The following is a 26,069-nucleotide window of genomic DNA, read 5'->3' as shown; positions in this document are numbered from 1 at the left end:
TCAAATTTGCGGCTGGGAGCGATAGAGGACGAATCCGATGCGCTTTTTGGCAAGGGTTCAGGCTCCAGTGGCGATGGATGATAAAGCGGGCTCGCGCGCAATGCGCGGCGTCGCGAGCTCGCCGAGGAAACTGTAGCGCTCGAGGCTGTCGATTCGCACCGGCAGGATCTGTCCGATGATGTCGGGCGAGGCCATCACATGCGCAGGCTGGAGGAAGGCGGTGCGACCGACGATCTGGCCGTCCTTGCGCGCCGGACGTTCGAACAGCACGTCGACCGTTGAGCCAATCGCAGCCTTGTTGAAGGCCGATTGCTGGCTGTCGATCAGTTCCTGGAGCCGCTCCAATCGCTGGTCCATCTCGGCGGGGGACACCGTCTCCTGCATATCCGCGGCCGGCGTTCCCGGCCGGGCGGAGTATTTGAACGAATACGCTGCAGCGTAGCCGATTTGCGTGACAAGCGCGAGGGTGGCGAGAAAATCTTGCTCGCTCTCGCCGGGGAAGCCCACGATAAAATCTGATGAGAAAGCAATGTCTTGGCGCGCGGACCGGAAACGGTCGATGACGCGCCGGTAATCATCGGCGGTATGTTTCCGGTTCATGGCGGCCAGAATCCGGTCCGAGCCCGACTGGACCGGCAGGTGCACGAACGGCATCAAGGCGTCGAGATCACGATGGGCTGCAATCAAACTGTCGTCGACGTCGCGGGGATGGCTGGTCGAGTAGCGCAGCCGCGCAATGCCGGGAATCTGCGCCAGATGCTCCAGCAATTTGCCGAGCCCCCAGCTTTTTCCGTCAGGTCCGTCGCCGTGATAAGCGTTGACGTTCTGCCCGATCAGCGTGAGCTCGCGCACGCCATTGTCGGCGAGCCGCTTCACGTCATCGACGATCTTCGCGACCGGGCGTGAGACTTCCGAGCCCCGCGTGTAGGGCACGACGCAGAACGTGCAAAACTTGTCGCAGCCTTCCTGCACCGTGACGAACGCGGAAATGCCGCGCGCGCGGATCGCATCGGGCTTCGGCTGGGCCAGGAAGCCGAATTTGTCGGCGGCGGGAAACTCGGTCTCGATCGCGCGGCCTTCATGGCCGGCGCGCTTCAACAGCTCGGGCAGATGATGATAGCTCTGCGGGCCGACCACGACGTCGACGGTGGGCGCGCGGCGCACGATCTCCTCGCCTTCGGCCTGCGCCACGCAGCCCGCCACCGCAATCTGCATGGCGCGGCCCTCGCGCGCGGCCTCGTCCTTGGCGACGCGCAGCCGGCCGAGCTCGGAATAGACCTTTTCAGAGGCCTTCTCGCGGATATGGCAGGTGTTGAGGATGACGAGGTCGGCATCCTCGGCGTTGGCCGTCTCTACGAATCCTTCGGGGGCCAGCGTGTCCACCATGCGCTGGGCATCGTAGACGTTCATCTGGCAGCCATATGATTTGATGTGCAGCTTGCGCGGCGGCGTCATGGAACCCGGAATTGAGGTGGAGGACGGTCCTCAAATATAGGCTGAAGGGGCGAAAATCCAGCGATTGGGCCGCTTACCGGTCATTCCGGGGCGCCCGCAAAGCGGGCGACCCCGGAATCCAGCGGTTTTGGGCACGAGATCCCGGGTTCACGCGCGTCGCGCGTGCCCCGGAACGACGGCGAGGCCGGATTCAGCCCGCCAGGGCGTCTGCCGCGACCCGCCGGACCAGATCCGGCAGCTGATGCATGTCCGAGAAGGTCAAGTCGGCACCGGCTTGGCGCAGGGTCTCGGCGTGGCCGGCCCCGCAATGACTGCCACCGTAAAAGCCGAATACCTTCATCCCGGCCGCGCGCGCCCCCGCGATTCCCGCGAGGCTGTCCTCGATCACGACACAGCGCTCGGGCGGCACGCCCATTTCCTTGGCGGCGAACAGGAACAGGTCCGGCGCTGGCTTGCCGTTTGTCACCTGCGAGGACGAGAAGATGTTCGGTGCGAGGCGTTCATAGAGCCCCGTGCTCCCCAAGCTCACCTGCATGCGCGGATGCGAACCGCTCGAGGCAACGCAGACACGTTGCGTCACGACGTCAAGCACGTCGTGGATGCCGCGGATCGCTTCGAGGTCGGCTTCGAATGCGCGAAACAGCTCGTCCTGAAGATCGCCGTGATAGGCCTCGGGTAACGCGCGGCCGAGTTCGGTTTCGATCTCGAGATTGGCCTGTTTTGTCGAACGGCCGAGGAAGCGTTCGGACACCTGCTCCGAAGTGATCGGATAGCCGTGACGCGTCAGCACGTCAGCGTGGGCGCGACAGGAGATTACCTCGCTGTCCACCAGCACGCCGTCGCAATCGAAGATGATGAGGTCGATGGGCACGAGACTTTAAGACGCCGGCTTGTCGTCGTCGAGCGGGACGCAATAGAGTTCGAGCCGGTGATCCACCAGCTTGTAGCCGAGCTTGCGGGCGATCTCGGCCTGAAGCTTCTCGATCTCTTCGGAGGTGAATTCGATCACCTTGCCGTCGCGCAGGTTGATGAGGTGGTCGTGGTGGCTGTCGCGCATCGTCTCGTAGCGCGCGCGGCCCTCGCGGAAGTCGTGACGTTCGATGATACCGGCGTCCTCGAACAGTTTGACGGTGCGATAGACGGTCGAGATCGAGATCTTGTCGTCGACCGCGACACAGCGCCGGTACAGTTCCTCGACATCGGGGTGGTCGACCGCTTCTGCGAGCACGCGTGCAATGACGCGGCGCTGCTCGGTCATGCGCATGCCTGTGGCGGCGCAACGCGCCTCGATGCCGGTCGCCTTGGATGCGGAAGAAGGTTTAAGTCCTGTCATATCGTGTCCGTCTGACGGGGCGCTTTCTGCCATCGATGTTACGACAAGTCACGTCGCATCAGTAGTGCGTTCAATTGTTCCCCGTTGGCCTGCTTATAGTAGCGTTCGCGGCGCCCGACCACCACGAATCCGCATCTTGCATAGAGCCGTCGTGCCGGTTGGTTGTTCTCCTCGACTTCCAGAAATATCGTGCGCACGCCACGCCCGGCGAGATGGCCGAGATGGGTCATCAGCAGCGTGCGGGAGAAGCCGCGGCCGCGGTGGGACTGGTCGACCGCGACCGAGAGGATTTCGGCTTCGTCCGCCCCGATCCGGGACACCGCGAAGCCGATGATCTTGCGCCCCAGGCGCAAGCGGTGGACGAGCGTGTTGCTCTCGCTGAGCATGCTCTCGAATTCGCCTTCGCCCCAGCCATGCGCGAAGGATTGGCCGTGAAGCTGCGCCAGCCGCGGCGCGTCGCGCGCCGACGCCGGCTCGACGGCCGCAGTGCCGCCGTGCCACCATTCCGAAAACCATCCCATCATGAGCTTGCGGCTTGTGCGAGCGGCGGCGCCGCCGGCTTTGCATCGGGCGCTTTCAGATAGAACGGCCGCGCCGGATTGGCGTCGGGATTGGCCGCGGCGCCGAGCCATGCGACCCAGCTGATGTCGGGCGCAGGCTGCGCGTCGACCGCAACAGGTTGCGGCCCATCCTTCGGCCAGCGATCGGCGAGAATCCTTGCGGCATTGCCGACCAGATGCGGCGCGCCGAATTGCGAGGCCGCGATCACCTCGTCGATCGGGGCGATGCCCGGTTGCACCAGCTGGCTGCCGTCGCCGGCGACAATCTGGAAATAGGCGTGATCGTGCCGTGCGTCGATCGCTGAGATCACCGGCGCTGTTCCGCTCCGGCCGACGATGGCGGCTGCGTAGGCCGACAAGGTGGTGAGGCCGACGGCCGGTCGTTTTGCCGCAAGCGCAAGACCGCGCGCCGCCGAAATGCCGACGCGCAGGCCGGTGAAACTGCCGGGGCCGACGGTGACCGCGATCCGGTCGAGTGCCGTGAATGCGACATTGGCCGACTGCATGACGCGCGCGATCATCGGCATCAGCGTCTCGGCGTGGCCGCGTTTCATGAGAAGCTGCTCCTGCGCAAGGAGCTCGCCGGCGTCGGTGTCGAGAACGGCGGCCGCGCACGCCTCGAGCGCGGTATCGATGGCAAGGATCAGCATGAAAAAGCGAATGGCGAGTGGCGAATAGCGAACAGTCTAGCCGATCGGAACTCTATTCGCCATTCGCTACTCGCCATTCGCACACCGATTCACATCGGCCGGACTTCGACCACGTCGGGCACGAAATGCTTGAGCAGGTTCTGGATACCGTGCTGGAGCGTCGCGGTCGAGGACGGGCAGCCCGAACAGGCACCCTTCATGTTGAGGTAGACGATACCGTCCTTGAAGCCGCGGAAGGTGATGTCGCCGCCGTCATTGGCGACCGCCGGCCGCACGCGCGTCTCGATCAGATCCTTGATCATGTCGACCGTCTCGGCATCGGCTTCGTCGAAGAATTCGTCCTCATCGTCGATCTCGACATCGCTGGCGGTCGTACCGTCGGCGAGCAGCGGCGCGCCGGACATGTAGTGCTCCATGATGGCACCGAGGATTGCGGGCTTGAGCTGCTGCCACTCACCGTTCGCCTTGGTCACGGTGATGAAGTCAGAGCCATAGAACACGCCGGTGACGCCGGGCACCTCAAACAGCTTTTCGGCGAGCGGCGAGCGCGTTGCGGCTTCGCGGCTCGAAAACTCCATCGGGCTGCCGTCGACCACGATGCGGCCGGGAATGAATTTCAGCGTGGCGGGATTGGGGGTGGCTTCGGTTTGAATGAACATGGTTTTCTCCAGACGTCGCCGGTTCAAGGCCGGCGCGTGCTCTCTTCCCTAGCAGATGGCGACGGGGAACGCACGATCAAGGGGGGTGGCGGTCGTTTCGCTGTTATTTCAGTGGGTTAGGGTGCCGCCTGAACGTCTTCAGGGGGCTACGACAGCGAATCCACGCTTTGGTCGCTGAGCGCCCCCGAAATGACGGTCACGGGCACCGGGAACGTGCCGAGCACGTGCGAAAGCAGCGCCACCCAGGGCCCTGGCCCTTCCGCGCCGGGGCTGGCGGCGAGCACGAGCATGGCGATGTCTGGGTCCTCGTCGATGACCGCGAGCAGCTGTTCCATCGCGGCCCCTTCGCGGATCAGCCGCTCCGGTGTGATCGCGGCGATGCCGTTGGCGCGGCCGGCGGCGCGGTCGAGCGCGGCTTCCGCCGCTTCATGCGCTTCGGCGCGCATGATGTCGGCGACTCCAAGCCATTGCTGGTTCTGGTCCTCGATCTCGATGATGCGCAGCATCACCACGCCGCCGCCGGCGCGGATCGCCCAGCGGCTGGCGTAATAGACCGCGCGATCCCATTCGGCGGTGTCGTCGACAATGACGAGGCATTTGGGCTTGTGACCCGGCTCGAAGCAAAGTCGCTTGCTGGTCATGCCTATCCCGGAATCTGCACCGGGAGCATGCTGCCACACTCGCTCGCGCTTGGGGAGAGGCGAAGCGGCCCGCGCCGTGGCGCAGGCCAAGGGTCTAGCGCCGGCGAATGAAGCCGACGATGTCCTTGGAGAGGTTCATGGTCTCCTCGGCGATGACGCGAGCCCGGTCGGAACCATTGTTGAGGATGGTGTCGATGTGGCCGGGGTCCGCAACCAGGCGCTTCATCTCGCCGGCGATCGGCGCAAGCTTGGTGACGCACAGCTCTGCCAGCGCGTTCTTGAAGCTGGAGAACTGGCCGCCGCCGAATTCGCGGAGCACGTCGGCCTTGGAGCGGTCGGAGAGGGCTGCGAAGATGCCGACGAGATTGTCGGCCTCGGGCCGCGCTTCCAGGCCCTTCTCTTCGGACGGCAGCGGCTCCGGATCGGTCTTCGCCTTGCGGATCTTCTGCGCGATGGTGTCGGCGTCGTCGGTGAGATTGATGCGCGAATTGTCCGACGCATCCGACTTCGACATCTTCTTGGTGCCGTCGCGCAAGCTCATCACGCGCGTCGCCGGGCCCGTAATGAACGGTTCCGGCAGCGGGAAGAACAGGCCGTCATTGCCGCCGTGGCTGCGAATGGAATCGCCGAAATCATTGTTGAACTTCTGCGCGATGTCGCGCGAGAGCTCGAGATGCTGCTTCTGGTCCTCGCCGACCGGAACGTGGGTGGCGCGGTAGAGCAGAATGTCGGCGGCCATCAGCACGGGATAGTCGTACAGCCCGACCGAGGCGTTCTCGCGATTCTTGCCGGCCTTCTCCTTGAACTGGGTCATGCGGTCGAGCCAGCCCGTGCGCGCGACGCAGTTGAAGATCCAGGCGAGCTCGGCGTGGCCCGAGACCTGGCTCTGGTTGAACACGATGTGCTTCTTCGGATCGATGCCGGCAGCGATGAACGCCGCGGTCACCTCGCGGGTGTTGCGCGCGAGCTCGACCGGCCCGCCCCAGACGTCCAAGCCCTGCGTGATCGCGTGCATGTCGACGACGCAATAGATGCAGTTGTGGGTTTCCTGCATCTTCACGAAGTTGACGATCGCGCCGAGGTAGTTGCCGAGGTGCAGATTGCCCGTCGGCTGGACGCCCGAAAAAACCCGTTCAACGAATGGCATGGTCAGTTTTCCTGAGAGGTCGCCGGCCGTCGTTTCCAACAGCAGCGCTGCCCCGTCAAGGGCAATTCGTCAGGCCGGCCGCTTCAGGGCGCCAGCCGCCTCGCGCCATGAGGCTGCGCCAAGGATTTGCAGGAGCGCGCCATAGACGGCGATCCCGGCCGCGATCTGCAGGCCGAGCACGATGAAGCGGATCAGGCCATGCGCTGCTGATGGCATCAGCCCCGTCGTCAGCCAGAGCAGGGCGCCCATGGCGGCTGCGGCGAGCACGATCCGCGGCAACCGCTTGCGGGCAGCGGCGTCGACCGAGAAACCGAATTCGCTCGTGCCTTTTCGAAGCAGCGCCAGTGCGCTGCTCCAGGCGCCGGCCGCGATGCTGGCCGCGATCCCGCTCGCGCCGAGGAAGTGCCCGAGCAGCACGGCGAGCACGACCGCGACCACAAAGCCCTTGGCCGTGGCGAGCAGCGGCGTCATCGTGTCGCTGCGGGCATAGAAGGCCGGCGACAGCGCCTTGATCAGCACATGGGCCGGCAGGCCCAGCGCCAGCCACATCAGCGCATGTGCAGTGGCCGCGCTGTCCTCCGCGCCAAAGGCGCCATGCTCGAACAACAGCCGCACGATCGGCTCGGCCAGCACGGCGAGGCCAAGCGTGGCGGGCAGTGCGAGCCCGGTCGCAAGTTCCAGCGCGCGCGATTCAGCGTGCGCCACCGCATCGCGATCGCCGCTGCCGACCGCGCGCGTCAGCTCCGGCACCAGCACCGTGCCCATGGCGACGCCGACGATGCCGAGCGGCAGCTCGATCAGGCGATTGGCGAAATAGAGCCAGGACACGGCGGACGGCGTCGCGGAGGCGATGATGGCGCCCGCCACCATCAGCCATTGCGGGCCTGAGCTTGCGATCATGCCCGGGATCGCCTTGGCGAAGAAGCCGCGCATCTCCTTGTCGAAGCTCACGCGCAACGGTGTTGCGAGACTTGCGCTTCGCTGCGACAGCAGCATCAGGAGCTGCAGCAGGCCGGCGATGCCGACGGTGGCTGCGAGCATCCATGCGGCCAGCGACGCATCGGCGTGCCACAGCAGCAGCGCCGCGATTGTTGCGATCAGCGCGATGTTGAACAGCAGCGGCGAGAACGCCGTGAGCGCAAATCGTCCCTGCGCATTCAGCAGCCCCATCAGCACCGTGACCGGGCCGGCAAAGGCGAGATAAGGCAGCATCAGCCGCGCGTTCTGGACGGCGAGATCGAGCGTGGCGCTGCCGACGAAGCCGGGCGCGATGATCATGATGATCAGCGGCATCAACAGCGCGATGCCGATCGAGATCACGATCAGGGCCGCGCTGACCGTGCCGAGCACGCGTCCGGCAAACGCCGACGCAGCTTCTGCGCCATCACGGTCGCGGATGCGCAGCCAGGCCGGAACCAACGCGGCATTCAGGGCCCCCTCGCTGAGCAGGCGACGCACCACATTGACGAGCTGGAAGGCGGCCAGAAAGGCATCCGCCACGGCGCCGGTGCCGAGCAGCGCCGCGATCAGGGAATCGCGAGCAAAGCCCAGCAGCCGCGAGGCCAGTGTTCCCGTCGAGACGGTCAGGAAGGAGCGGATCATCGGCTGTTATAATACCGTTGCTTGCCCGTAGCGGCCCGGTCGTGATAGGCCGCGGGCCAGATTTCAGGCCGACAGGAAGCGGATTTCCTCAGGGATCGCAATCCGGCAAACAGGATCAAGGTGAATGGCTGACGTGAAATATGACGTTCTCGGCATCGGCAACGCGCTGTTCGACGTGCTGGTCCGCACCGACGAGGCCTTTTTGGCCAAGCACGGCATGACCAAGGGCAGCATGTCCCTGATCGACGAGGCGCGGGCCGCCGCCATTTACAATGACATGGGCCCGGCGACGGAAGTCTCCGGCGGCTCGGCCGCCAACACCATCGTCGGCATCGGCAGCCTCGGCGCGCGCGCCGCTTATGTCGGCAAGGTCAAGGACGACCAGATCGGCAAGCTCTATGTCCACGACATCCGCGCTGCCGGCGTTGCCTTTAATACGCCCGCCGCGAAGGACGGCCCGGCCACCGGCTGCTCCTACATCCTGGTTACCGGTGACGGTGAGCGCACCATGAACACCTATCTCGGCGCGGCGCAGGATCTGTCGCCGGCCGATATCGATCCGGCCGAGATCGCGGCCGCCAAGATCGTCTATCTCGAAGGCTATCTCTGGGATCCGCCGGGCGCCAAGGAAGCCTTCCTCAAGGCCTCCAAGATTGCCCACGAGGCCGGGCGCAAGGTCGCGCTGACGCTGTCGGACTCCTTCTGCGTCGGCCGCTATCGCGACGAATTTCTGGGGTTGATGCGCGACGGCACCGCCGACATCGTGTTCGCCAACGAGTCCGAGCTGCATTCGCTCTACGAGACCTCCGACTTCGACACCGCGCTCAAGCAGCTGCGTAACGACGTCAAGCTCGGCGTGGTCACCCGTAGCGAGAAGGGCTGCGTCGTGGTGACGCCGACCGACGCCGTCTCCGCGCCGGCCTCGCCGATCACCCAGCTGGTCGACACCACCGGCGCAGGCGATCTGTTCGCCGCCGGCTTCCTCTACGGCCTCTCGCGCGATCTGTCGCACAAGCAATGCGGCGAGCTCGGTGCGCTTGCCGCTGCCGAAGTGATCCAGCACATCGGCGCGCGCCCGCAAGTGTCGCTGAAGGAATTGGCGCAGCAGCGGGGGCTGAGGGTCTAGCCCTTCCCTCCAGGGAAGGCGGGGGACAGCTCAATTCACGCCCGCCAGCTTTCCCTTCTCGCGCGTCGTCGCCACCACGTCGCGCACGAGATCGAACACGCCATCGGCTTGCGGCGGCGCGTTCGGCGAGCGGCCGAGGCGCACGATGACGAGGCGCTCCGAGGGGATCACGATCGTGTACTGCCCGATCGTACCCTTGGCGAAGAAGGCGTCGCGCGGCCAACCGTGCTTGGTTCGAAACATTGCGCCAAAGCTGTCGCCCTGGTTGGTCCAGAAGCCGGCGCCGATGCCGACCCAGGCATTCGGCGTCGCCGTCGCCGAATAGTTCACCCAGCCTTCCGGCAAAATGCGCCGGCCGCCGGCGACGCCGTCATTGAGATAGAGCTGGCCGAAGCGCGCCCAGTCGCGCGCGGAGGCGAGCATGTTGCTGGAGCCCTCGATCGTGCCGGCGCCGTCGAGCTGAAGCGTGACGTTGTTCATGCCGAGCGGTGCGAACAATTCGCGGCGTGCGAAGCGCAGCGCATCTTCGGGCTTGCCACCCACGGCGTTGCGGATCAGATGCGCGAGCATGATGGTGTTGCCGTCGTGATAATTCCACACCGTGCCCGGCGCGGTCGCGAGCGGCATGCTCGCGGCATAGGCGGCCATGTCGTCCTCGGCGAATTTCATGGTGTTGACCGGCTCGAGCGCCGAACCGAGCCAGGCTTCCAACGAGCTTCCGAGCGCAATGCCTGCGGTGTGACGCAGCAATTGATCGACGGTGATGGCATGACGCGGATCATTCGGATTTTGCCAGGCCGCAACCGGCGCGGGCCCGTCGAGCTTCAACTTGCCCTGACGCACGAGAATGCCCGTCAACGCCGACATCACCGACTTGGTCATGGAGAAGCCGAGCAGTTGCGTCTCCGGTCCGATGCCGTCGGCATAGCGTTCGGCGATGATGCGGCCGGCCTTCATGACGACGATTGCGCGGGTACGGCGGTAAGGCGGCTGCGCGGGCTCGGCGAAGGCGCGGTCGAGCGCAGCTGACAGGCCCTCGCTTTGTGGCGTCACGAGTCCCGGGCCGGCGATCTCGGGGAGCGAGGCCGGCTGCTTGCCGTCGGACGGCAATGCGACGTCGACGATTCCCTGGCCGTGCTCGAGCGTGCAGCCGAGCCCCTCGCGATAGACGGCATGGCTGCGGCCGATCCCGAACAGGGACACGGTGACATCCTTGCGGCTGCGATCGATCTGAAGATCCATTGCCCAGGTCAGCAGGCGGGTGCCCGGCATCGCGTCGGTGGTCTCGGCGAGGTCGCGCCGGGGATCCAGGCCGGAGACGAACGTCTCCGCGCAGAGCGTGTCGGCGATGAAGCCGGTCGCAACCTTGGGCACATCGCGGGCCCGCGCCGCGCCGAGCGCAAGACCGGCACAGATAATGGTGGTGGTGAGGAGGATGATCTTGCGGCGGCGGGTCACGGGCTTTCTCCGGCTGCGGGGGTGGTGCGGGAGAGCAGGCCGGATGTGGGCGATATGCGCTCGCCGGATTTGAAAAACGACCTGGTTGAAGTCGGAGCGGACTGGTCGATTTTGGAATTATTCTATGATTCTAAGCATTTAAATGCTGCATCACCACGGCGCGGTGTACTCCTTCGCCCCGTTCGTACGGGGCCGTGACGAGCTTCGCTCGCGCTGAGAGGGTTGGGGTGAGGGGCCTCTCTCCGCGGGTGAGATCGCCGTGAGACCTGTACCCCCTCACCCGGATCGCAAGGGCGATCCGACCTCGCCCCGCTTGCGGTCCGCTCGCGGGGAGAGATTAAGAGAAGCTCAGGCTGCATCGACCTTGAGCCGCCGGTACTCCGTTGGCGTCACGCCGGTCACCGCCTTGAAGGCGCGGTTGAATGGGCCGAGGGACTGGAAGCCGGCGTCCATGGCGATGGTGATGACGGGAACCTCGGCCTGGGTGGGATCGGCGAGCGCGGCCTTGGCTTCCTCGATGCGGTGGTTGTTCAGGAACACGTTGAAATTGCGATAGCCGAGCCGCTGGTTGATCAGCCGGCGCAGCCGGTATTCCGGAATTTTCAGCCGGGTCGCCAAAACGCCGATGGTGACGTTCTCCTGGCGATAGATCCGCTCGTCAGCCATCAGCCGCATCAGGGCATCGATGAGCTTTTGATCGGCGGCCTCATCGACCGCCGGCTGACTAAAGACAATCGGCGGCGCGGGCTCCGCCGCGGCCGGAAACAGATCCGCCCCATCAATACGCATCATGGCATAGACGATCGCGGCGACGGTGCAGGTAAGCGCGCCGGCATTGATGGTCTCGGCGACCTCGCCGACGTGGTAGCCGGCGACTGCGATCTGGAGCACCGCGTTCAGCCCGCCATAGAGTGCGGTTGCGCAGACGATGAAGACACGAACGTGGCGGCGGCGCTCGACCAGGTCGGCCGGCCACGAGGCGATCGTCTGCCCGATCGCAAGCGCAATGAAGCCGAGCACGATCAGATTGACTGCCGTCACCGAGAACCGCACATGGCCGCTGGGGGCAATCCAGACGCAGCCCGCGAAGCTGAAGGCCGTCACCAGCGCCCAGATCCATCCGTGCCACCAGCGGAGACGAAACTCGTCGTCGAACAGGGAGCGTGTGAACAGCCAGAACACCACCATGGTGCCGGTCGACAACGCGATCAGCGGTGCATGCCAGAGCGGGATCCGCGACGTGACATCCATCGAATAGCTCGCCGCATGCGCGGCCGAGCCCAGCGCAAAGGCGGCGCCGAGGCGCGCTGTGAGCACTCTGCGAAAGTCCTGCAACAGCGCCGCCGCCAGCATCAGCAGCAGCGCGACGCTGGCGGCGCGGAAAGCGAGCTCGAGATTGGTCAGCAGCATCCCATCGGTCCGGTCGTCAGCGCCGCGAACTTAAGTCAGATCAGCGACGGATTCAATTTCGCCGCCACGACGCGCGTGTTGTGATCCAGGCGTCGGCAGGCTTGCCGAACAGATCGATCTCACGATCCTTCCGCGCACCGAGCTTTCGCGCCACAGCTTGGGACGGCGCATTCACGCTTTCGATGCAGTGCATGATCTCGTCGACCTCAAAACTGTCGAACGCCCAGTCGATCGACGCACGGGCTGCCTCAACCGCATAGCCCTTGCCGCGAAATTCCTTGGCAATGCCCCAGCCGACCTCGAAGCCGGGCCAGCCGGGCGGACTCCACGGTCCAACACGGCCGACATATTTGCCGCTCGCCTTTTCCTCGACCACGAACATGCCGAAGCCGTAGAGCGCCCAGTGCCCGGAGATCACGGCTGCATTGCGCCAGCCAGCGATCGCGGTGGTGACTGGATTGCCGTCGGCCGCGATGAACCGCGCCGTGCCGGGATCGCTCAGCATTTCGGCGTTGGGCGCGATGTCGCTGGCGCGCCATGGGCGCAGGATAAGACGGTCCGTCTCGATTTCGGGGCCGGTGACCTCGAGCAGCCTGGCGCCAGGCTTGAGCGGCGGAATCATCTGTCTCCTCCCGTTCCGAACGATGTTCTGCTACGATCATACCAGTAAGAAACAGGAGTGCACCATGAGCTGGCAACCCTCCAACGATCCCGTGCTCGGCGATCCCATGTCCTGCGATGCGCTCGATCTCGTTATCGTGCCGCGGACCCGCGATCTCGGCGACGGATTCGAGGTGCGGCGCGCGCTGCCGCACGGCAAGCGGCAGATGGTCGGGCCTTTCATCTTCTTCGATCATTTCGGGCCGGTGCAGTTCGTCTCCGGCAAGGGCATGGACGTGCGGCCGCATCCGCATATCGGGCTTGCCACCGTCACCTATCTGTTTGACGGGTCGATCATGCATCGCGACAGCGAGGGCAACGTGCAGGAGATCGCGCCCGGCGCGATGAATTTGATGACGGCGGGCCGCGGCATTGCGCATTCGGAGCGCACGCCGGAGGCGCAGCGCGCCTCGGGGCAAAAGATGCTCGGCCTGCAGAGCTGGATCGCGCTGCCGGCCGGATCGGAGGAGATCGATCCTTCGTTCCAGCATTATGCGGCAGGCGATCTGCCGATGATCTCCGAGCGCGATTTTACCGCACGGGTGATCGCGGGCTCCGCCTTCGGCATCACCTCGCCGGTGGAAATGGTCTCGCCCTGGTTCTACACCGAGGTCACGGCCGTGGCCGGGGCGACCGTGCCGCTCGACCCCGATCATGAAGAGCGCGCGATCTATGTCGTCGATGGCGAGGTCGAGATCGCGAACGAGCGCTACGAGGGGCCGCGGCTGCTGATCTTCCGTCCCGGCGACCGCATCACCGTGAAGGCGCTCAAGGCCACGCGAATGATGTTTCTCGGTGGCGATGCATTGGAAGGGCCGCGCCACATCTGGTGGAATTTCGTCTCCTCCAGCAAGGAGCGGATCGAGCAGGCCAAGCAGGACTGGAAAACCGGCCGCTTCGCCGCGGTTCCTCAGGAACATGAGTTCATTCCGCTGCCGGAATAGGCTAATCCGGTGTCCGGCCGTGCCGTCAGGTGCGGCCGGATGTCCTTCCTGTAAGCCAAGTCTGCGAAAGCCTTGCGATGACCACCATGCTCTCCAGCGACCTGCCCCTGACCAAGATCGGCCGCGGCAAGGTGCGCGATATTTACGCCGTCGACGACGACCGCCTGCTGCTCCTCACCACCGACCGCATCAGCGCCTTCGACGTCGTGATGGGCGAGACCATCCCGATGAAGGGCGCCGTGCTGACCCAGATCAGCGCCTTCTGGTTCAACAAGCTCGAAGGCGTGGTGCCGCATCACATGATCAGCGCCGACACCGACGAGATCATCGCGGCCGTGCCGGCTTTGCAGCCGCACCGCGCCGAGATCCTCGGCCGCGCCATGTTGTGCAAGCGCACCACCGTGTTTCCGATCGAATGCGTGATCCGCGGCTATCTTTCGGGCTCGGCCTGGAAGGAGTACGCGGCGAGCGGCACGCTTGCCGGCGAGAAGCTGAAGGCCGGCCTCGTCGAGAGCGAGAAGCTCGATCCCTCGATCTTCAGCCCTGCGACCAAGGCCGAGACCGGCCATGACGAGAACATCACCATCGCGAAGATGCGCGAAGTCGTTGGAGACGACGTCGCCTATACGCTCGAAAGCATGACGCGTGCGATCTACACGCTCGGCGAGGAGCTGGCGCGCGAGCAGGGCATCATCATCGCCGACACCAAGTTCGAGTTCGGCCGCGACAAGGACGGCCGCATCATCCTGATCGACGAAGTCATGACGCCGGACTCGTCGCGCTTCTGGGCCGTCGATGCCTACAAGCCCGGCCAGCCGCAGGCGAGTTTCGATAAGCAGCCGCTTCGCGACTATCTCGACGTCGAGCGCCGCGCCGGCCGCTGGAACGGCGATGCCCCGCCGCCGCCGCTGCCCGCAAGCGTCGTGGATGCGACCAGCAAGCGGTATCTGGAAGCGTATCGGCGGGTCACGGGGAAAGAGCTGAAGATTTAGCTCTGCTATTCTGGATCGTCTGATCCTCGTCCAGGGCGAGCAGGAGTTCGGCAACCCGATTGGCGGAGGCTGTCCATTCTGCAAGCTTGGCGTAGTTGTCGGTGAACCAGTTGAACGCGGTCTGGACGACGACAAAGGCTGCCGACGCCTGAACCACTTCGCCAAGCGTCATCGCATCGGCAAGGTATTTGGGAAGACACAACAGCAGGCCGATCACAGGCGTCACCAGAAGGCTGGTGTACGTGATCAGCGTCATCCGCATCAATTGCCAGCAATAGATGCGCCAGATCGCGATCACGGCCTTCAACGCGGACACGACGGCGTGGCGGCCAATCGGTCGATCCTCGAAAACGATCTTCCCTTCACCGCTTTCGCGCACATGCGTTCCAATCGCCCGTAGCTCAGCCTCCATGCGCTTGTTTTCTTCGATGACTCGCGTCAGACGGCCGGCTGTCAGCCAGATGCCGATCGCCAGCAGCGCGGCATACGCGATCACAGCAAGGACGAGATAGCCGGGAATCGTAAAGTCCATACCGTCAAGATGGACCCGCAAATTGCCGCCGACGGACCATAGCACCCCGATGAACGTACCGATCGTGAGCAAGGACTGAAGCAGCCCGGTGGCGAGGTCGATCGGCAAGTCGGTTGCGACCTTGGCGTCCTCGGCGATGCGATATTCGGGCGCCTCGTGGTGTCCGGCGAGGGGGCCCGACCTGGCAAGGTGAGAACCTCCCAGCCAATCGTCATAGAGGCGGTTGCTCAGCCATTCGCGCCAGGAACGTTGCAGGGTCATGCGCGCCCACACCGAGAAAGCGGCGAGGGCGATGCTTGCGCCCGCCAGCGGCAGAAACCGAAACGCCTGATAGAGCAGTCCCGCCTGGTCCTTCTGCCCGATCGCGTCGAAGAAATCGCGATTCCAGTAGTTCAAGCGATATTGTGTCAGGAGTTGCAGGACCACGTTGGCAATCAGCGCAATCACCAGGAGCCAGGCTGTCCACGCCGTTGGTCCGCGCCAGTATCCAGAGGCGCTATGCCAGAAACGGCCAAGCAGCCGCTTTTCACCCGGAACGAAAGAGGTCCTCGTCAGCATTCGCAAGCCGCAATCCTGCGTGCGCGCCACCAGATGATGCCGCTCGCGCCAAATTATGGTGCCTTGCCCGAGGCCTCTTGACCTGCGTCAAGCGACGCCGGCTATACCCCCGCCATCATCACATATTTGATCTCGACATATTCTTCCATGCCGTGACGCGAGCCTTCGCGGCCAAGGCCGCTTTCCTTGACGCCGCCGAACGGCGCGACTTCGGTGGTGATGAGGCCGGTGTTGACGCCGACCATGCCTGACTCCAGCGCTTCGGCGACACGCCAGACGCGGCCGAGATCACGGGAGTAGAAGTAGGACGCGAGGCCGAACGGCGAAGCGTTGCACATCGCAATCACGTCGGCCTCGTCCTTAAAGCGGATCACGGGGGCGAGCGGGCCGAAGGTTTCTTCCTGCGACACCAGCGAGTCCGGCTTGACGTCGGCGAGCACGGTCGGCTCGAAGAACGAGCGGCCGAGCTCGCTGCGCTTGCCGCCGGTCACGACTTTGGCGCCGCGCTTGACGGCATCCGCGATGTGGCGCTCGACCTTGTCGATTGCCTTCATATTGATCAGCGGCCCCTGCGTGACGCCGGTCTCGGTGCCGTCGCCGATCTTCATCGCGGAGACCTTGGCCGACAATTTCTTCACGAACTCGTCGTAGATCTTGTCCTGGGCGTAGATGCGGTTGGCGCAGACGCAGGTCTGCCCCATGTTGCGGTACTTCGAGACGATCGCGCCTTCGACCGCAGCATCGATGTCGGCGTCGTCGAACACCACGAACGGCGCGTTGCCGCCGAGTTCGAGGCCGAGCCGCTTCACGCCGACGGACGCCTGCTGGTAGAGGATTTTGCCGACTGCGGTCGAGCCGGTGAAGCCGACGAAGCGCACCGCCGGATGCTCGCACAGCACCTTGCCGATCGGCGGTGCGTCGCCGGTGATGATGTTGAGCACGCCCTTGGGGATGCCGGCCTTCTCGGCGAGCACGGCCAGCGCCAAGGCCGAGAGCGGCGTCTCGTTGGCGGGCTTCAGCACCACGGTGCAGCCCGCGGCTAGCGCCGGCGACACCTTGCGCGTGATCATGGAGTTCGGGAAGTTCCACGGCGTGATGGCGCCGCAGACGCCGATCGGCTGCTTGATCGCGAGCAGGCGCGCATCGGGCCGCTGCGTCGGGATGGTCTCGCCATAGACGCGGCGGGCTTCCTCGGCGAAGAACTCGATATAGGCGGCGCCGATGTCGACCTCGCCAAGCGCTTCCGACAACGGCTTGCCTTGCTCGGAGGTGAGGATCAGCGCGAGGTCCTCGCGATTGGCGATGATCAGCTCGAACCATTTGCGCAGGATGTTGGAGCGCTGCTTGGCGGTGTGCTTGGCCCAGGCCGGGAAGGCGCGCTGAGCGGCTTCGACCGCCTTGGTGGTGTCGTCCGCACCCAGCTGCGGCACCTTCGCGATCTCGACACCGGTCGCGGGATTGTTCACGGCAAAGACCGGCGTGCCGACCCAGGCGCCGTCGATGTAGCAGGCCTCCTTCAGGAGCGACGGGTCTTTCAACCGGCCGCGCAGGCTGGCGGTGGCGTGCTGGGCGCGTGCAGCGGCGGTCGAGGTCATGGCATTACTCCTAAGGCGCGATCGGATCGGCCCGGAATATAGGGAGAGACGACACGCAATGCACCGTCCCGCAACGCACATCTGCTGGGAGATTAAGTTGGGACGGGCCAGCTCTTCACCTCTCCCTGCGGGAGAGGTTTGGCATCGCAATCGAGCAAGCAGTTACGCCGCGCCGCTCATATAGGTCTCGCGCCGGCCGATCATGCGCTCGGCGGCTGCCTTGGCGTCGGCCTTCGAGGAGGTCGCACAGGTCCGGTATTCGAGATCGGGTACATCCGAGGTGTCGCGGCGGCCGAACCAGGATTTCGAGCCGACCGGCAGCAGCGCCAGCGACTGCGCAAGGTTGTCGACCGCGCCGAAGGAATAGAGCGCGCCGGTGCCGGCGACCCGAACCTCGTAAATACCGGGCGAGATCGGCGCTTCCAGATTGTCGCCCCGGCCGGGACGGGGATAGCGCTTCCATTCGCTCCATGTCGAAATCATTTAAGCCCCCTTGCGGCCGGTGGGCGGCCGCCAAAATTGCATCAAGTCTTAACGTCCGCCGTCAATCAGGCTGCGAACTGAACGCCGCAACGCACAAAATGTTTCAGTGCTTCAAACACCTGAAACATATCGCCTGAGCCCATCCAAGGTCACGGCTGGTTGCGGCCATCCACCGCAGATTGTGAAGACGTGTTGCAAAACAGTCGTCCCGCGCTGGACCTTGAGCGTCAAGTCACGACATCGCGACCGCAGGGTGCATATCACCACGCTTGCTGCGCAGCCCATGCGGGAGGACAATCGATCACTTCCAACAATAATCAAACCGGAGGAAACGCGTATGCAAAGCAAAGCTGAGATCGACGAGATTCTACGCAAGGCAAGCGACGCCAAGGAAATCCCCGGCGTCGTTGCGATCGCCGCCAGCGGTAACGATGTGCTGTATCAAGGCGCGTTCGGCAAGCGCGATCTGTCCAAGCCCGATGCGATGACCGCCGACAGCGTGTTCTGGATCGCCTCGATGACGAAGGCGGTAACGAGTGCCGGCGCGATGCAACTGGTCGAGCAGGGCAAGCTGTCGCTCGATGCGCCGATCGGATCGCTGCTGCCTGATCTCGCCAAGCCGCAGGTGCTCGAAGGCTTCGATGCCAAGGGCGAACCAAAATTGCGTCCGGCGAAAAGCGCGATCACGCTGCGGCAGCTCATGACCCACACGGCCGGCTTCTGCTACGATATGTGGAATGGTGAATTCGCAGCCTATATGGAGAAGACCGGCACGCCCGGGATCATCACCTGCCAGAACGCCGCGCTGAAGACGCCTGTCATGACCGATCCCGGCACGCGCTGGGAATACGGCACCAATATCGATTTCGTCGGCAAGGCCGTGGAAGCCGTCAGCGGCAAAAAGCTGGATGCCTATCTGCGCGACAATCTCTTTGCGCCGCTCGGCATGTCCGACACCGGCTTCAAGATCACCGACGACATGCGCAAGCGTCTCGTCGGCATGCACGCGCGCGGTGAGGACGGACAGCTCGCCGCGATCCCGTTCGAGCTCGAGCAGAACCCGGAATTCCACATGGGGGGTGGCGGCCTGTATTCGACCGCGGCCGACTACATCAAGTTCACCCAGATGATCCTGAACAAGGGCCGCGGCAACGGCAACCAAGTGCTCAAAGCCGAGACCATCGCCATGATGAGCCAGAACCAGATGGGCGATCTCAACATGACCAAGATGACGACGGCGGCGCCGATTTACACCAACGACGTCGATCTCTATCCGGATCAGGCGAAGAAGTGGGGCCTCAGCTTCATGATCAACACCGCGAAGACCGCGGAGGGCCGCAGTGCAGGCAGTCTCGCATGGGCGGGCCTCGCCAATACCTATTACTGGATCGACCCGGTGCGCGACGTCACCGGCGTGATCCTGATGCAGCTGCTGCCGTTTGCGGATGCAAAATGCCTGCAGGCGTTCGCGGGCTTCGAGCGCGGCGTCTACGCCGGGCTCGATGCGGGCAGCGGCAAGAAGGCGGCGTAACCACTTAGTATGAGGCGCGCGGCGTCGCGCGCCTTCCCGGCAACGGATAACCTCGTGCCCGAACGCCTTCGGCTTCAGGGCACGAGGCAACAATTTTGAGGAGACGAACTTGGCGGATGGTTTGGCAGGCAAAGCCGAAAGTTACGTTTGCGGTATCTCGGATACGCCGCTGCTCGGCGATACCATCGGTCGCAGCCTCGATCATGCGGTACGGCGCTGGGGTAACCGCGAGGCGCTGGTCTCGCCCAGCCACGGCGTGCGATGGACCTGGACGGAGTTCGCCGAACGCGTCGACGCGCTCGCCGCGGGCTTTCTCGCGCTTGGCCTCGAACGCGGCGAGCGGATCGGCATCTGGTCGCTGAACCGGCCGGAATGGACCCTGACCCAGTTCGCCGCCGCCAAGGCCGGCCTGATCCTGGTGACGATCAATCCCGCCTACCGGCTGAGCGAGCTGGAGTTCGCGCTGAAGAAGGTCGGCTGCGCTGCGATCGTCACGGCGACGGCGTTCAAAACCAGCCAGTACATCGAGATGCTCAACACGCTGCTGCCGGAGCTGGCAGCCGCCAGGCCCGGACAGTTGCAGGCAGCGCGGCTGCCGGCCTTGCGGATGGTGATCCAGATCGGCGGTCCTGCGGCCTCAGGCACGATCCCGTTCGAGGAGGTCGCGCGCATGGGCAGAGTGGAGCACCGCGAACGGCTTGCGGCGCTCGGCGCCGCGCTTCAGTTCGACGATCCCGTCAACATCCAGTTCACCAGCGGCACCACGGGATCGCCGAAGGGCGTGACGCTGACACACCACAACATCCTCAACAACGGGTATTTCACCGGACGCGCGATGCGCCTGACCGAAGCGGATCGCATCTGCATCCCGGTGCCGCTCTATCATTGCTTCGGCATGGTGATGGGCAATCTCGCCTCCGTCACGCTAGGTGCGACCATGGTCTATCCCGGCGAGGGCTTTGATCCGCTGGCGACGCTGCGTGCGGTCGAGCAGGAAAGATGCACGACGCTCTACGGCGTACCGACCATGTTCATCGCCGAGCTCGATCATCCCGAGTTCTCGAAATTCGACCTCAAATCGCTGCGCACCGGCATCATGGCGGGCGCGCCCTGCCCGATCGAGGTGATGAAGCGCGTCAACACCGAGATGAACATGCGCGAGGTCACCATCGCCTATGGCATGACCGAGACCAGCCCGGTCAGCTTCCAGAGCGCGACGGACGATCCGCTCGAGCGGCGCGTCTCTACCGTCGGGAGGATTCATCCGCATGTCGAGGTGAAGGTCGTCGACCTCGAGGGCAAAATCGTCAAGCGCGGCGAACGCGGCGAGCTCTGCACCCGCGGCTACAGCGTCATGCTGGGCTATTGGGAGGAGAAGGAAAAGACCGCCGACGTGCTCGACGCCAATGGCTGGATGCACACCGGCGATCTCGCCACCATCGACGACGAGGGCTATTGCAACATCGTCGGCCGGATCAAGGATCTGGTGATCCGCGGCGGCGAGAACCTCTATCCGCGCGAGATCGAGGAGTTTCTCTACCGTCACCCCAAGATCCAGGACGTGCAGATTTTTGGCGTGGCCGACACCCGCTATGGCGAGGAGCTCTGCGCCTGGATCCGCGTCAGGCCAGGCGAGACGCTGACCGCCGAAGAGGTCCGCGCCTTCTGCGAGGGCCAGATCGCCCACAACAAGATCCCGCGCTACGTGGAGTTCGTCGACGACTTCCCGATGACGGTGACCGGAAAGATCCAGAAATTCGTGATGCGCGAGGCCGTGGAGCAGCGGCTGGGGCTGAAGGCGGCGAAGACGGCGTGAGGCGGCCTACTGCCGCCCCAGCTCCGTCGCCTTCGTCACGCGGTCGAACCGCTCCAGCGTCATGATCGCATCGGCGAACTTGTCGGCCCGTGCGTTCAGCACCGGCCGCGCCAGCGTCAGGAATTTCTGCTGCATCGCCTGTGCGTCGGGGAAGGAATTCGGCTCGCCCGAGGGATCGGCGTAGAGGCGTTCGTGCACGCCGTCATCCGTGGTGATGCTGACGCGTGCGCCGAAGGGATGGGTGCGGCCGATCTCGAGGCGATCGTCCTGGACCACGTCGAACTTGTCGGCGAGCGCGTCGATGGCGGTGTCGCCGAGGCGGTTGTAATCGTCCCAGCCGAACGAGCCCTGGTCGAGCGCGAGCGCACCGGTGAAGAACATCGAGAACTGGCCGCCGACGATCGAGGTCGGGTGCCGCTTGGTCGCGGCATCGCCGGTCAGGGTGATGCCGTTGCGATGCAGGCCGATCTCGACGCGCTTGACCTGGTCGGGTGTCAGATTGTGCTCGCGGCGCATTGCGATCAGCGCGTCGATCGCGGCATGGGTGTAGCGGCAGCTCGGATACGGCTTCACGCCGATCTTCATCGTCTCATAGGTCTTGCCGAGCCCGGCGACCGCCTTGTCCGGATGCGCATCGTCGGTGTAGCCGGCGAGCAGGCCGTGCTTGCCTTCGACCGATTCCGTCGATCCGACGAAATCGTTGCGCGCCAGCGTCGCGGCGATCACGCCGTTCATCGCGGCGGCGCCGACCTGGTAGCGCTTGTTCCAGGCGCCGTTCATCAGGAATTGCAGCGAGCCCGCGGCCTGGCTGCCGGCGACACCGAAGGCGGCAATGATCTGCGTCTCGCCGAGGCCGAACAGTTTGGCTGCCGCGGCGGCCGAGCCATAGGTGCCGGCCGTCGCAGTGGGATGGAAGCCGCGCGCATAATGCGAGGTCGGATCGAGCGCGTTGCCGAGCCGGCAGCACACTTCATAGCCTGCGACGATCGCCGTCAGCACGTCGCGCCCGGAGGCGCCGACCATCTCACCGACCGCAAAAGCGGCCGGAACCACCGGCGCGCTCGGATGCAGCGAGGAATCCGCATGCGTATCGTCGAAATCGAGGGAATGGCCGAGCGCGCCGTTGAGCAGGGCCGCCACCGCCGGCGTCCAGGTCTTGGCATCGCCGAACACGGTGGAGCAGCCCTTGGTGTCGAGCGAAAGCGCTTCCAGCATCTTCAGGATCGACGGGGTGGATTCCGCTTCGCTGCGGGCGCGGATGGCGCTGCCGAGGAAATCCAGCGTCAGTACCTTGGCGCGCTCCAGCACCTCCGCCGGGATATCGGCGAATTTCAGGTTGGCAACATAGCCGGCGAGCGTTGCGGATTCATGGGCCATCGTGTTTCCTCGTTTTGGCCGGCAAATTAGGCGGGCTGATTTTGCCTTTCAAGCGGCCTTGGGGCTGCGGGCATCAGCTATGCTTCTGGCTGGTTACGAGGATCGGGACATTCGACGATGGCAGGCGCAAAGGAGCTGTTCGACTGGATCTGGTCGCGAAAGACGCAATTGGGGCTGGCGGTCCGGGTCACGGTCGCGGCCACCGGGGCCTATGCACTTGCCACCGCTCTGCATCTGCTATTGCCGCTCTGGGCGGTCCTCACTTCCATCATCGTGACCCAGATGAGCGTCGGGCGCTCGCTGAAGGCGACGCGCGACTACATGCTCGGCACGATCGGCGGCGCGGTCTATGGTGGCGCTATCGCAATCCTGATCCCCTATTCCGGCGAACTTGGTCTTCTGGGTTTGCTGGTGCTGGCCGTCGCGCCGCTTGCCTTTCTCTCGTCGATCTATCCGAACCTGAGCTCTGCAACGGTGACGGCCGTGATCGTGCTCGTGCTTCCGAGCATGCATCACGCCGATCCCATGGCGTCGGCGATCGATCGCGTCAGCGAGGTTTCGGTCGGCGCCATCACCGGGCTCCTGGTCTCGTTCCTGGTGCTGCCGTCGCGCGCAGTGCGCCAGATCCGCGCCAGCGCGGCAAAACTCCTCGAGCTGATCGCGGAGGCGTTTACGGAGCTGCTTGCCGGCCTCACGCGTGGCCGCGACAACGATGCGCTGCACCGGATCCAGGATGGCATCGGCACCGCCATGGTAGGGATGAATACCATCGGCACGGAGGCCGAGCGCGAACGTTCGGCGCGGCTGTCGAGCGGTCCCGACACCGGTCCCCTGCTGCGCACGATCCTCCGGCTGCGCCACGACGTCGTCATGATCGGCCGCGCCACCGTGGTGCCGCTGCCGGTCGAGGTGCAGGTCAGGCTTGCCGCGCCGCTGGCGGAAGTCAGTGTGGCGATCGTGCGTTTCCTGAAATCCGCGGCCGAAGCCTTGCGCGAGGGCGCAGGTGCGCCGCCGATCCATCCCGTGCACGTCGCGCTCCAGCACTATGCCGAGGCGGTTGCGGCCGTGCGCCAGGACGGACTGATCCGCGGCCATGCGGGCGACACCGCGGAGCGCTTCTTCGCGCTCGGCTTCTCGCTGGAGCAGATGCACCAGAATCTCTGCGATCTCGACCGCGTCGTCGGCGAATGGTCCGAGACCGCGGCGAAAGGGCCAGTGAAGGTCGCGGAGTGAGCTGGAGCATGATCCGGAAAAGTGTGAAGCGGTTTTCCGAAGAGATCATGCTCAAGACAGAAGGCTAAAGCGCGATGCGCTTTAGCGCTTCGCCAGCCCCTTGCCCTGCATGCGCCAGACCAGGAGGTCGATGCGGTCCTGGCCGAAGAACGGCTCGTTCTCGAACACGAAGGTCGGCACGCCCCAATGGCCCGATGCCGCGTGATCCTTTTCGTTTTCGGCGATCACCTGCTCGTAACGATCCGGATCAGCTGCGATTGCCGCATCCATTGCGGCGAGATCGAAGCCGGCCTTCTCCGCGTCGCGGGCGAGATGATCGCCTTCGTTCCAGCCCGTCACTGAACCATCCCAAAGCACACGTGCGATCGCGTCCGTGAATGCGAGCGAGCGGCCGTCGAGCTGAGCCATCGCGCCCAGCCGCGTCAGACGATGGATGTAGGGCTGCTCTGTCGCGACATCGAACGTCGTCTTGTCCTGCACGATCGGATCCGGTCGCGGAAAGCGGAACGGAATGCCCTCGTGCTGCGCCACGCGCGTGCTGTCGAGCACCACATAGCGAATGAAATTGGGACTGGCCTTCTTGAAGAAGCCGGGCACGCGCACTGCGAGCGGATAGACCGGCCGCAGGTTTACCGCGAGATCATACTCCGCGACCAGTTTCAGCGTCTTCGGCAGCGCCAGATAGCTGAACGGGCTGCGAAAGGAAAAGAACAGGTCGACGGACAGCGTCATCGGGCCGGCTCCACGATCCCCACCAGTCTGCGCGTCAGCATCCGGAAGCGCAAGATCAAGAGGCCGGCATAGACGAACGATCCGATCGACAGTCCGATCCAGACGCCGACCGCGCCGAGGCCGGCGTGAAAGGCCAGCACCCAGGCGATCGGGAAGCCGATGCACCAATAGCCGATCGCTGCGAATACCAGCGTCATCTGGGTGTCATTGATGCCGCGCAGTGCGCCGCCCATGATGGTCTGCAGCGCATCGGCAATGAAGAAGGTCGCGCCGACCAGCAAAAGCGTCGCGGTCAGCTCGACCGTCGGTGCGCTGGCCTCGCTGCCGCCGAAGAACAGCCGCCCCAGTCCATAGCGGCCAAGGATGATGGCGACTGTCAGCGCCGATACGAACGCGATCCCCAGCACGGCGGCGACGAGGCCCGCGCGCCGCACGCCGGCCGGATCGTCGCGGCCAAAGGCATGGCCGACGCGCACCGTCGCAGCCATGCCGATCCCGAGCGGGACCATGAACAGTACGGCCGTGACCTGAAGCGCAATCTGGTGTGCGGCCAGGGCGGTGGTCGAGATCAATCCCATCAGCAGCGCGGCCGATGAGAACAGGCCGTATTCCAGCAGCAGCGAGAGCGAGATCGGCGCGCCGATCACGATCAGCTGGCGCATCAATGGCCAATCGATCCGCCACAGATGCGCCAGCGGATGATAATCGGCGAACGGCTTGCGCCACGCCGCGATGGCGAGCGCAGCGATGAAGGTGCCGAGATTGACCAGCGTGGTCGCAAGGCCGGCGCCGAACAGGCCAAGCTCCGGCAGGCCGAACAGGCCATGGATCAGGCAATAGACCAGCGCGAAATTCGCGGGGATCGCCGCGAGCGTGATCCACAACGGCGCCTGCGGCCGGTTCACCGCGCTCATCATGCTGCGCAGAGCGATGAAGCCGAGCGCCGGCGCGATGCCCCAGGCGAGGCCATTCAGATAGCGCTGCGCGAGAGCGGCGGAATGCGGCGCTTGCCCAAGCGCAATCAGGATGTGCTCGCCATAAAGCGGCGAGGCCATCATCGGCAGCGAGATCAGGAACGCCACCCACAGGCCGACGCGCAAGGAACGGCGGATGCGCCTGACGTCGCCGGCGCCGAACGCCTGGGCGGCCAGCGGCGACACCGCAGCCATCAATCCAAGCCCGAAGGTGAAGCTGACAAAATAGACGGTGTGCGCAAGTGCCGCAGCGGCGACCGCGTCCTCGCCGAGCCGGCCGATCAATGCGAGATCGCTCGTAATCATCGCGATCTGCCCGAGCTGCGTCAGCATCATCGGCACGGCCAGTCGCAATGTCTCGACGAACTCTCGTGCGAGATGGTTTTGCGGCACGCCGGTTTGCGGCTGCTGTTGCGGTTGGACGGTGTCGAGCATGGTGGTGAAATAGCACAGCCACACGTCGAAAACATGGCCCCGGTTTCTTCTCCCTCGCCCCGCTTGCGGGGAGAGGGGCGGGGTGAGGGGTTTTCTCCGCGGAAAAGCTGGCGGTTGGGCTCGCGGAGAGTCCTCCTCACCCGGAATCCGCGCTGGTATGCGCATT

Annotated in this window: 24 protein-coding genes; 6 read left to right on the top strand and 18 right to left on the bottom strand. The window is 64.7% G+C overall.

Annotated elements, in window-relative coordinates:
- Positions 1 to 57 precede the first annotated feature (57 nt).
- From miaB to murJ, 9 genes are all read right to left on the bottom strand, one after another.
- On the bottom strand, positions 58 to 1,455 hold the full coding sequence (miaB, locus tag ACWAT4_RS00165) for a tRNA (N6-isopentenyl adenosine(37)-C2)-methylthiotransferase MiaB (RefSeq protein WP_212302046.1): 1,398 nt from the start codon (positions 1,453 to 1,455) through the stop codon (positions 58 to 60).
- Between the two features lie 190 nt (positions 1,456 to 1,645).
- Positions 1,646 to 2,326 carry an HAD family hydrolase gene (locus ACWAT4_RS00160; protein ID WP_212302047.1) on the bottom strand — a complete coding sequence of 227 codons (681 nt, stop codon included), beginning with the start codon at positions 2,324 to 2,326 and terminating at the stop codon, positions 1,646 to 1,648.
- A gap of 6 nt (positions 2,327 to 2,332) precedes the next feature.
- Positions 2,333 to 2,788 carry a Fur family transcriptional regulator gene (locus ACWAT4_RS00155; protein ID WP_128948724.1) on the bottom strand — a complete coding sequence of 152 codons (456 nt, stop codon included), beginning with the start codon at positions 2,786 to 2,788 and terminating at the stop codon, positions 2,333 to 2,335.
- Positions 2,789 to 2,826: 38 nt separating this feature from the next.
- On the bottom strand, positions 2,827 to 3,312 hold the full coding sequence (rimI, locus tag ACWAT4_RS00150; RefSeq protein WP_449729559.1) for a ribosomal protein S18-alanine N-acetyltransferase: 486 nt from the start codon (positions 3,310 to 3,312) through the stop codon (positions 2,827 to 2,829).
- On the bottom strand, positions 3,309 to 3,998 hold the full coding sequence (gene tsaB, locus ACWAT4_RS00145) for a tRNA (adenosine(37)-N6)-threonylcarbamoyltransferase complex dimerization subunit type 1 TsaB (RefSeq protein ID WP_449729558.1): 690 nt from the start codon (positions 3,996 to 3,998) through the stop codon (positions 3,309 to 3,311). Before tsaB ends, rimI begins: the two co-directional genes overlap by 4 nt.
- 89 nt (positions 3,999 to 4,087) lie before the next feature.
- Positions 4,088 to 4,657 (bottom strand): NifU family protein, encoded by a 570-nt coding sequence (locus ACWAT4_RS00140; protein ID WP_212302050.1) that lies wholly within the window; start codon positions 4,655 to 4,657, stop codon positions 4,088 to 4,090.
- 146 nt (positions 4,658 to 4,803) lie between these two features.
- Entirely contained in the window at positions 4,804 to 5,298 is a 495-nt protein-coding gene (locus ACWAT4_RS00135) for a universal stress protein (protein ID WP_212302051.1), read from the bottom strand.
- Between the two features lie 94 nt (positions 5,299 to 5,392).
- Entirely contained in the window at positions 5,393 to 6,445 is a 1,053-nt protein-coding gene (gene trpS / locus ACWAT4_RS00130; RefSeq protein ID WP_212302052.1) for a tryptophan--tRNA ligase, read from the bottom strand.
- Positions 6,446 to 6,514: 69 nt separating this feature from the next.
- On the bottom strand, positions 6,515 to 8,047 hold the full coding sequence (gene murJ / locus ACWAT4_RS00125) for a murein biosynthesis integral membrane protein MurJ (protein ID WP_212424268.1): 1,533 nt from the start codon (positions 8,045 to 8,047) through the stop codon (positions 6,515 to 6,517).
- 124 nt (positions 8,048 to 8,171) lie between these two features.
- Between murJ and ACWAT4_RS00120 the strand changes: the two genes are divergently transcribed.
- Entirely contained in the window at positions 8,172 to 9,173 is a 1,002-nt protein-coding gene (locus tag ACWAT4_RS00120; protein WP_212302054.1) for an adenosine kinase, read from the top strand.
- A gap of 30 nt (positions 9,174 to 9,203) precedes the next feature.
- Here ACWAT4_RS00120 and ACWAT4_RS00115 read toward each other — a convergent pair whose 3' ends face one another.
- The 3 genes from ACWAT4_RS00115 to ACWAT4_RS00105 form a co-directional block, all read right to left on the bottom strand.
- Positions 9,204 to 10,631, bottom strand: a complete 1,428-nt coding sequence (locus ACWAT4_RS00115) for a serine hydrolase domain-containing protein (RefSeq protein ID WP_212302055.1) — start codon at positions 10,629 to 10,631, stop codon at positions 9,204 to 9,206.
- Between the two features lie 348 nt (positions 10,632 to 10,979).
- A complete protein-coding gene (locus tag ACWAT4_RS00110) occupies positions 10,980 to 12,041 on the bottom strand; it encodes a helix-turn-helix domain-containing protein (RefSeq protein ID WP_212302056.1) in 1,062 nt (353 codons plus the stop codon).
- A gap of 52 nt (positions 12,042 to 12,093) precedes the next feature.
- Entirely contained in the window at positions 12,094 to 12,663 is a 570-nt protein-coding gene (locus ACWAT4_RS00105) for a GNAT family N-acetyltransferase (RefSeq protein WP_449729557.1), read from the bottom strand.
- 64 nt (positions 12,664 to 12,727) lie between these two features.
- Here ACWAT4_RS00105 and ACWAT4_RS00100 point away from each other — a divergent pair, with 64 nt between their 5' ends.
- Both ACWAT4_RS00100 and ACWAT4_RS00095 read left to right on the top strand, forming a co-directional pair.
- Positions 12,728 to 13,645 carry a pirin family protein gene (locus ACWAT4_RS00100; protein WP_449729556.1) on the top strand — a complete coding sequence of 306 codons (918 nt, stop codon included), beginning with the start codon at positions 12,728 to 12,730 and terminating at the stop codon, positions 13,643 to 13,645.
- Positions 13,646 to 13,722: 77 nt separating this feature from the next.
- Positions 13,723 to 14,637, top strand: a complete 915-nt coding sequence (locus tag ACWAT4_RS00095; RefSeq protein ID WP_212302059.1) for a phosphoribosylaminoimidazolesuccinocarboxamide synthase — start codon at positions 13,723 to 13,725, stop codon at positions 14,635 to 14,637.
- On the opposite strand, the gene ACWAT4_RS00090 is transcribed toward ACWAT4_RS00095, so the two are convergent.
- The 3 genes from ACWAT4_RS00090 to ACWAT4_RS00080 all read right to left on the bottom strand — a co-directional run bounded on the left by ACWAT4_RS00090 (position 14,612) and on the right by ACWAT4_RS00080 (position 17,805).
- Positions 14,612 to 15,757, bottom strand: a complete 1,146-nt coding sequence (locus tag ACWAT4_RS00090; protein WP_449729555.1) for an SbmA/BacA-like family transporter — start codon at positions 15,755 to 15,757, stop codon at positions 14,612 to 14,614. The two genes, ACWAT4_RS00095 and ACWAT4_RS00090, sit on opposite strands and share 26 nt — an antisense overlap.
- 71 nt (positions 15,758 to 15,828) lie before the next feature.
- The gene (locus ACWAT4_RS00085) at positions 15,829 to 17,322 is read right to left on the bottom strand and encodes an NAD-dependent succinate-semialdehyde dehydrogenase (RefSeq protein ID WP_212302061.1); all 1,494 of its coding nucleotides are present in this window, start codon (positions 17,320 to 17,322) and stop codon (positions 15,829 to 15,831) included.
- 162 nt (positions 17,323 to 17,484) lie between these two features.
- Positions 17,485 to 17,805: a hypothetical protein gene (locus ACWAT4_RS00080; RefSeq protein WP_063685845.1), complete on the bottom strand. Its 321-nt coding sequence runs from the start codon at positions 17,803 to 17,805 to the stop codon at positions 17,485 to 17,487.
- A gap of 337 nt (positions 17,806 to 18,142) precedes the next feature.
- On the opposite strand from ACWAT4_RS00080, the gene ACWAT4_RS00075 reads away from it, so the two are divergent.
- Complete coding sequence (locus ACWAT4_RS00075) at positions 18,143 to 19,336, top strand: serine hydrolase domain-containing protein (RefSeq protein WP_212302062.1); 1,194 nt, start codon at positions 18,143 to 18,145, stop codon at positions 19,334 to 19,336.
- Between the two features lie 121 nt (positions 19,337 to 19,457).
- On the top strand, positions 19,458 to 21,152 hold the full coding sequence (locus ACWAT4_RS00070) for an AMP-binding protein (RefSeq protein ID WP_212302150.1): 1,695 nt from the start codon (positions 19,458 to 19,460) through the stop codon (positions 21,150 to 21,152).
- Positions 21,153 to 21,158: 6 nt separating this feature from the next.
- Here the strand turns inward: ACWAT4_RS00070 and ACWAT4_RS00065 are convergent, their stop codons facing one another.
- Entirely contained in the window at positions 21,159 to 22,529 is a 1,371-nt protein-coding gene (locus tag ACWAT4_RS00065) for an MmgE/PrpD family protein (RefSeq protein ID WP_212302063.1), read from the bottom strand.
- 117 nt (positions 22,530 to 22,646) lie between these two features.
- Here ACWAT4_RS00065 and ACWAT4_RS00060 point away from each other — a divergent pair, with 117 nt between their 5' ends.
- Entirely contained in the window at positions 22,647 to 23,762 is a 1,116-nt protein-coding gene (locus tag ACWAT4_RS00060; RefSeq protein WP_212424277.1) for an FUSC family protein, read from the top strand.
- A gap of 81 nt (positions 23,763 to 23,843) precedes the next feature.
- Here ACWAT4_RS00060 and ACWAT4_RS00055 read toward each other — a convergent pair whose 3' ends face one another.
- Both ACWAT4_RS00055 and ACWAT4_RS00050 read right to left on the bottom strand, forming a co-directional pair.
- On the bottom strand, positions 23,844 to 24,494 hold the full coding sequence (locus ACWAT4_RS00055) for a DsbA family protein (RefSeq protein ID WP_449729554.1): 651 nt from the start codon (positions 24,492 to 24,494) through the stop codon (positions 23,844 to 23,846).
- Positions 24,491 to 25,903, bottom strand: coding sequence for an MATE family efflux transporter (locus ACWAT4_RS00050; protein WP_212302151.1), 1,413 nt, complete (start codon positions 25,901 to 25,903; stop codon positions 24,491 to 24,493). The genes ACWAT4_RS00055 and ACWAT4_RS00050 overlap by 4 nt, the downstream gene beginning before the upstream one ends.
- Positions 25,904 to 26,069 lie beyond the last annotated feature (166 nt).

This window comes from Bradyrhizobium sp. T-1 (assembly GCF_053592855.1).
This window is presented reverse-complemented; position numbering and strand designations above follow the sequence as displayed.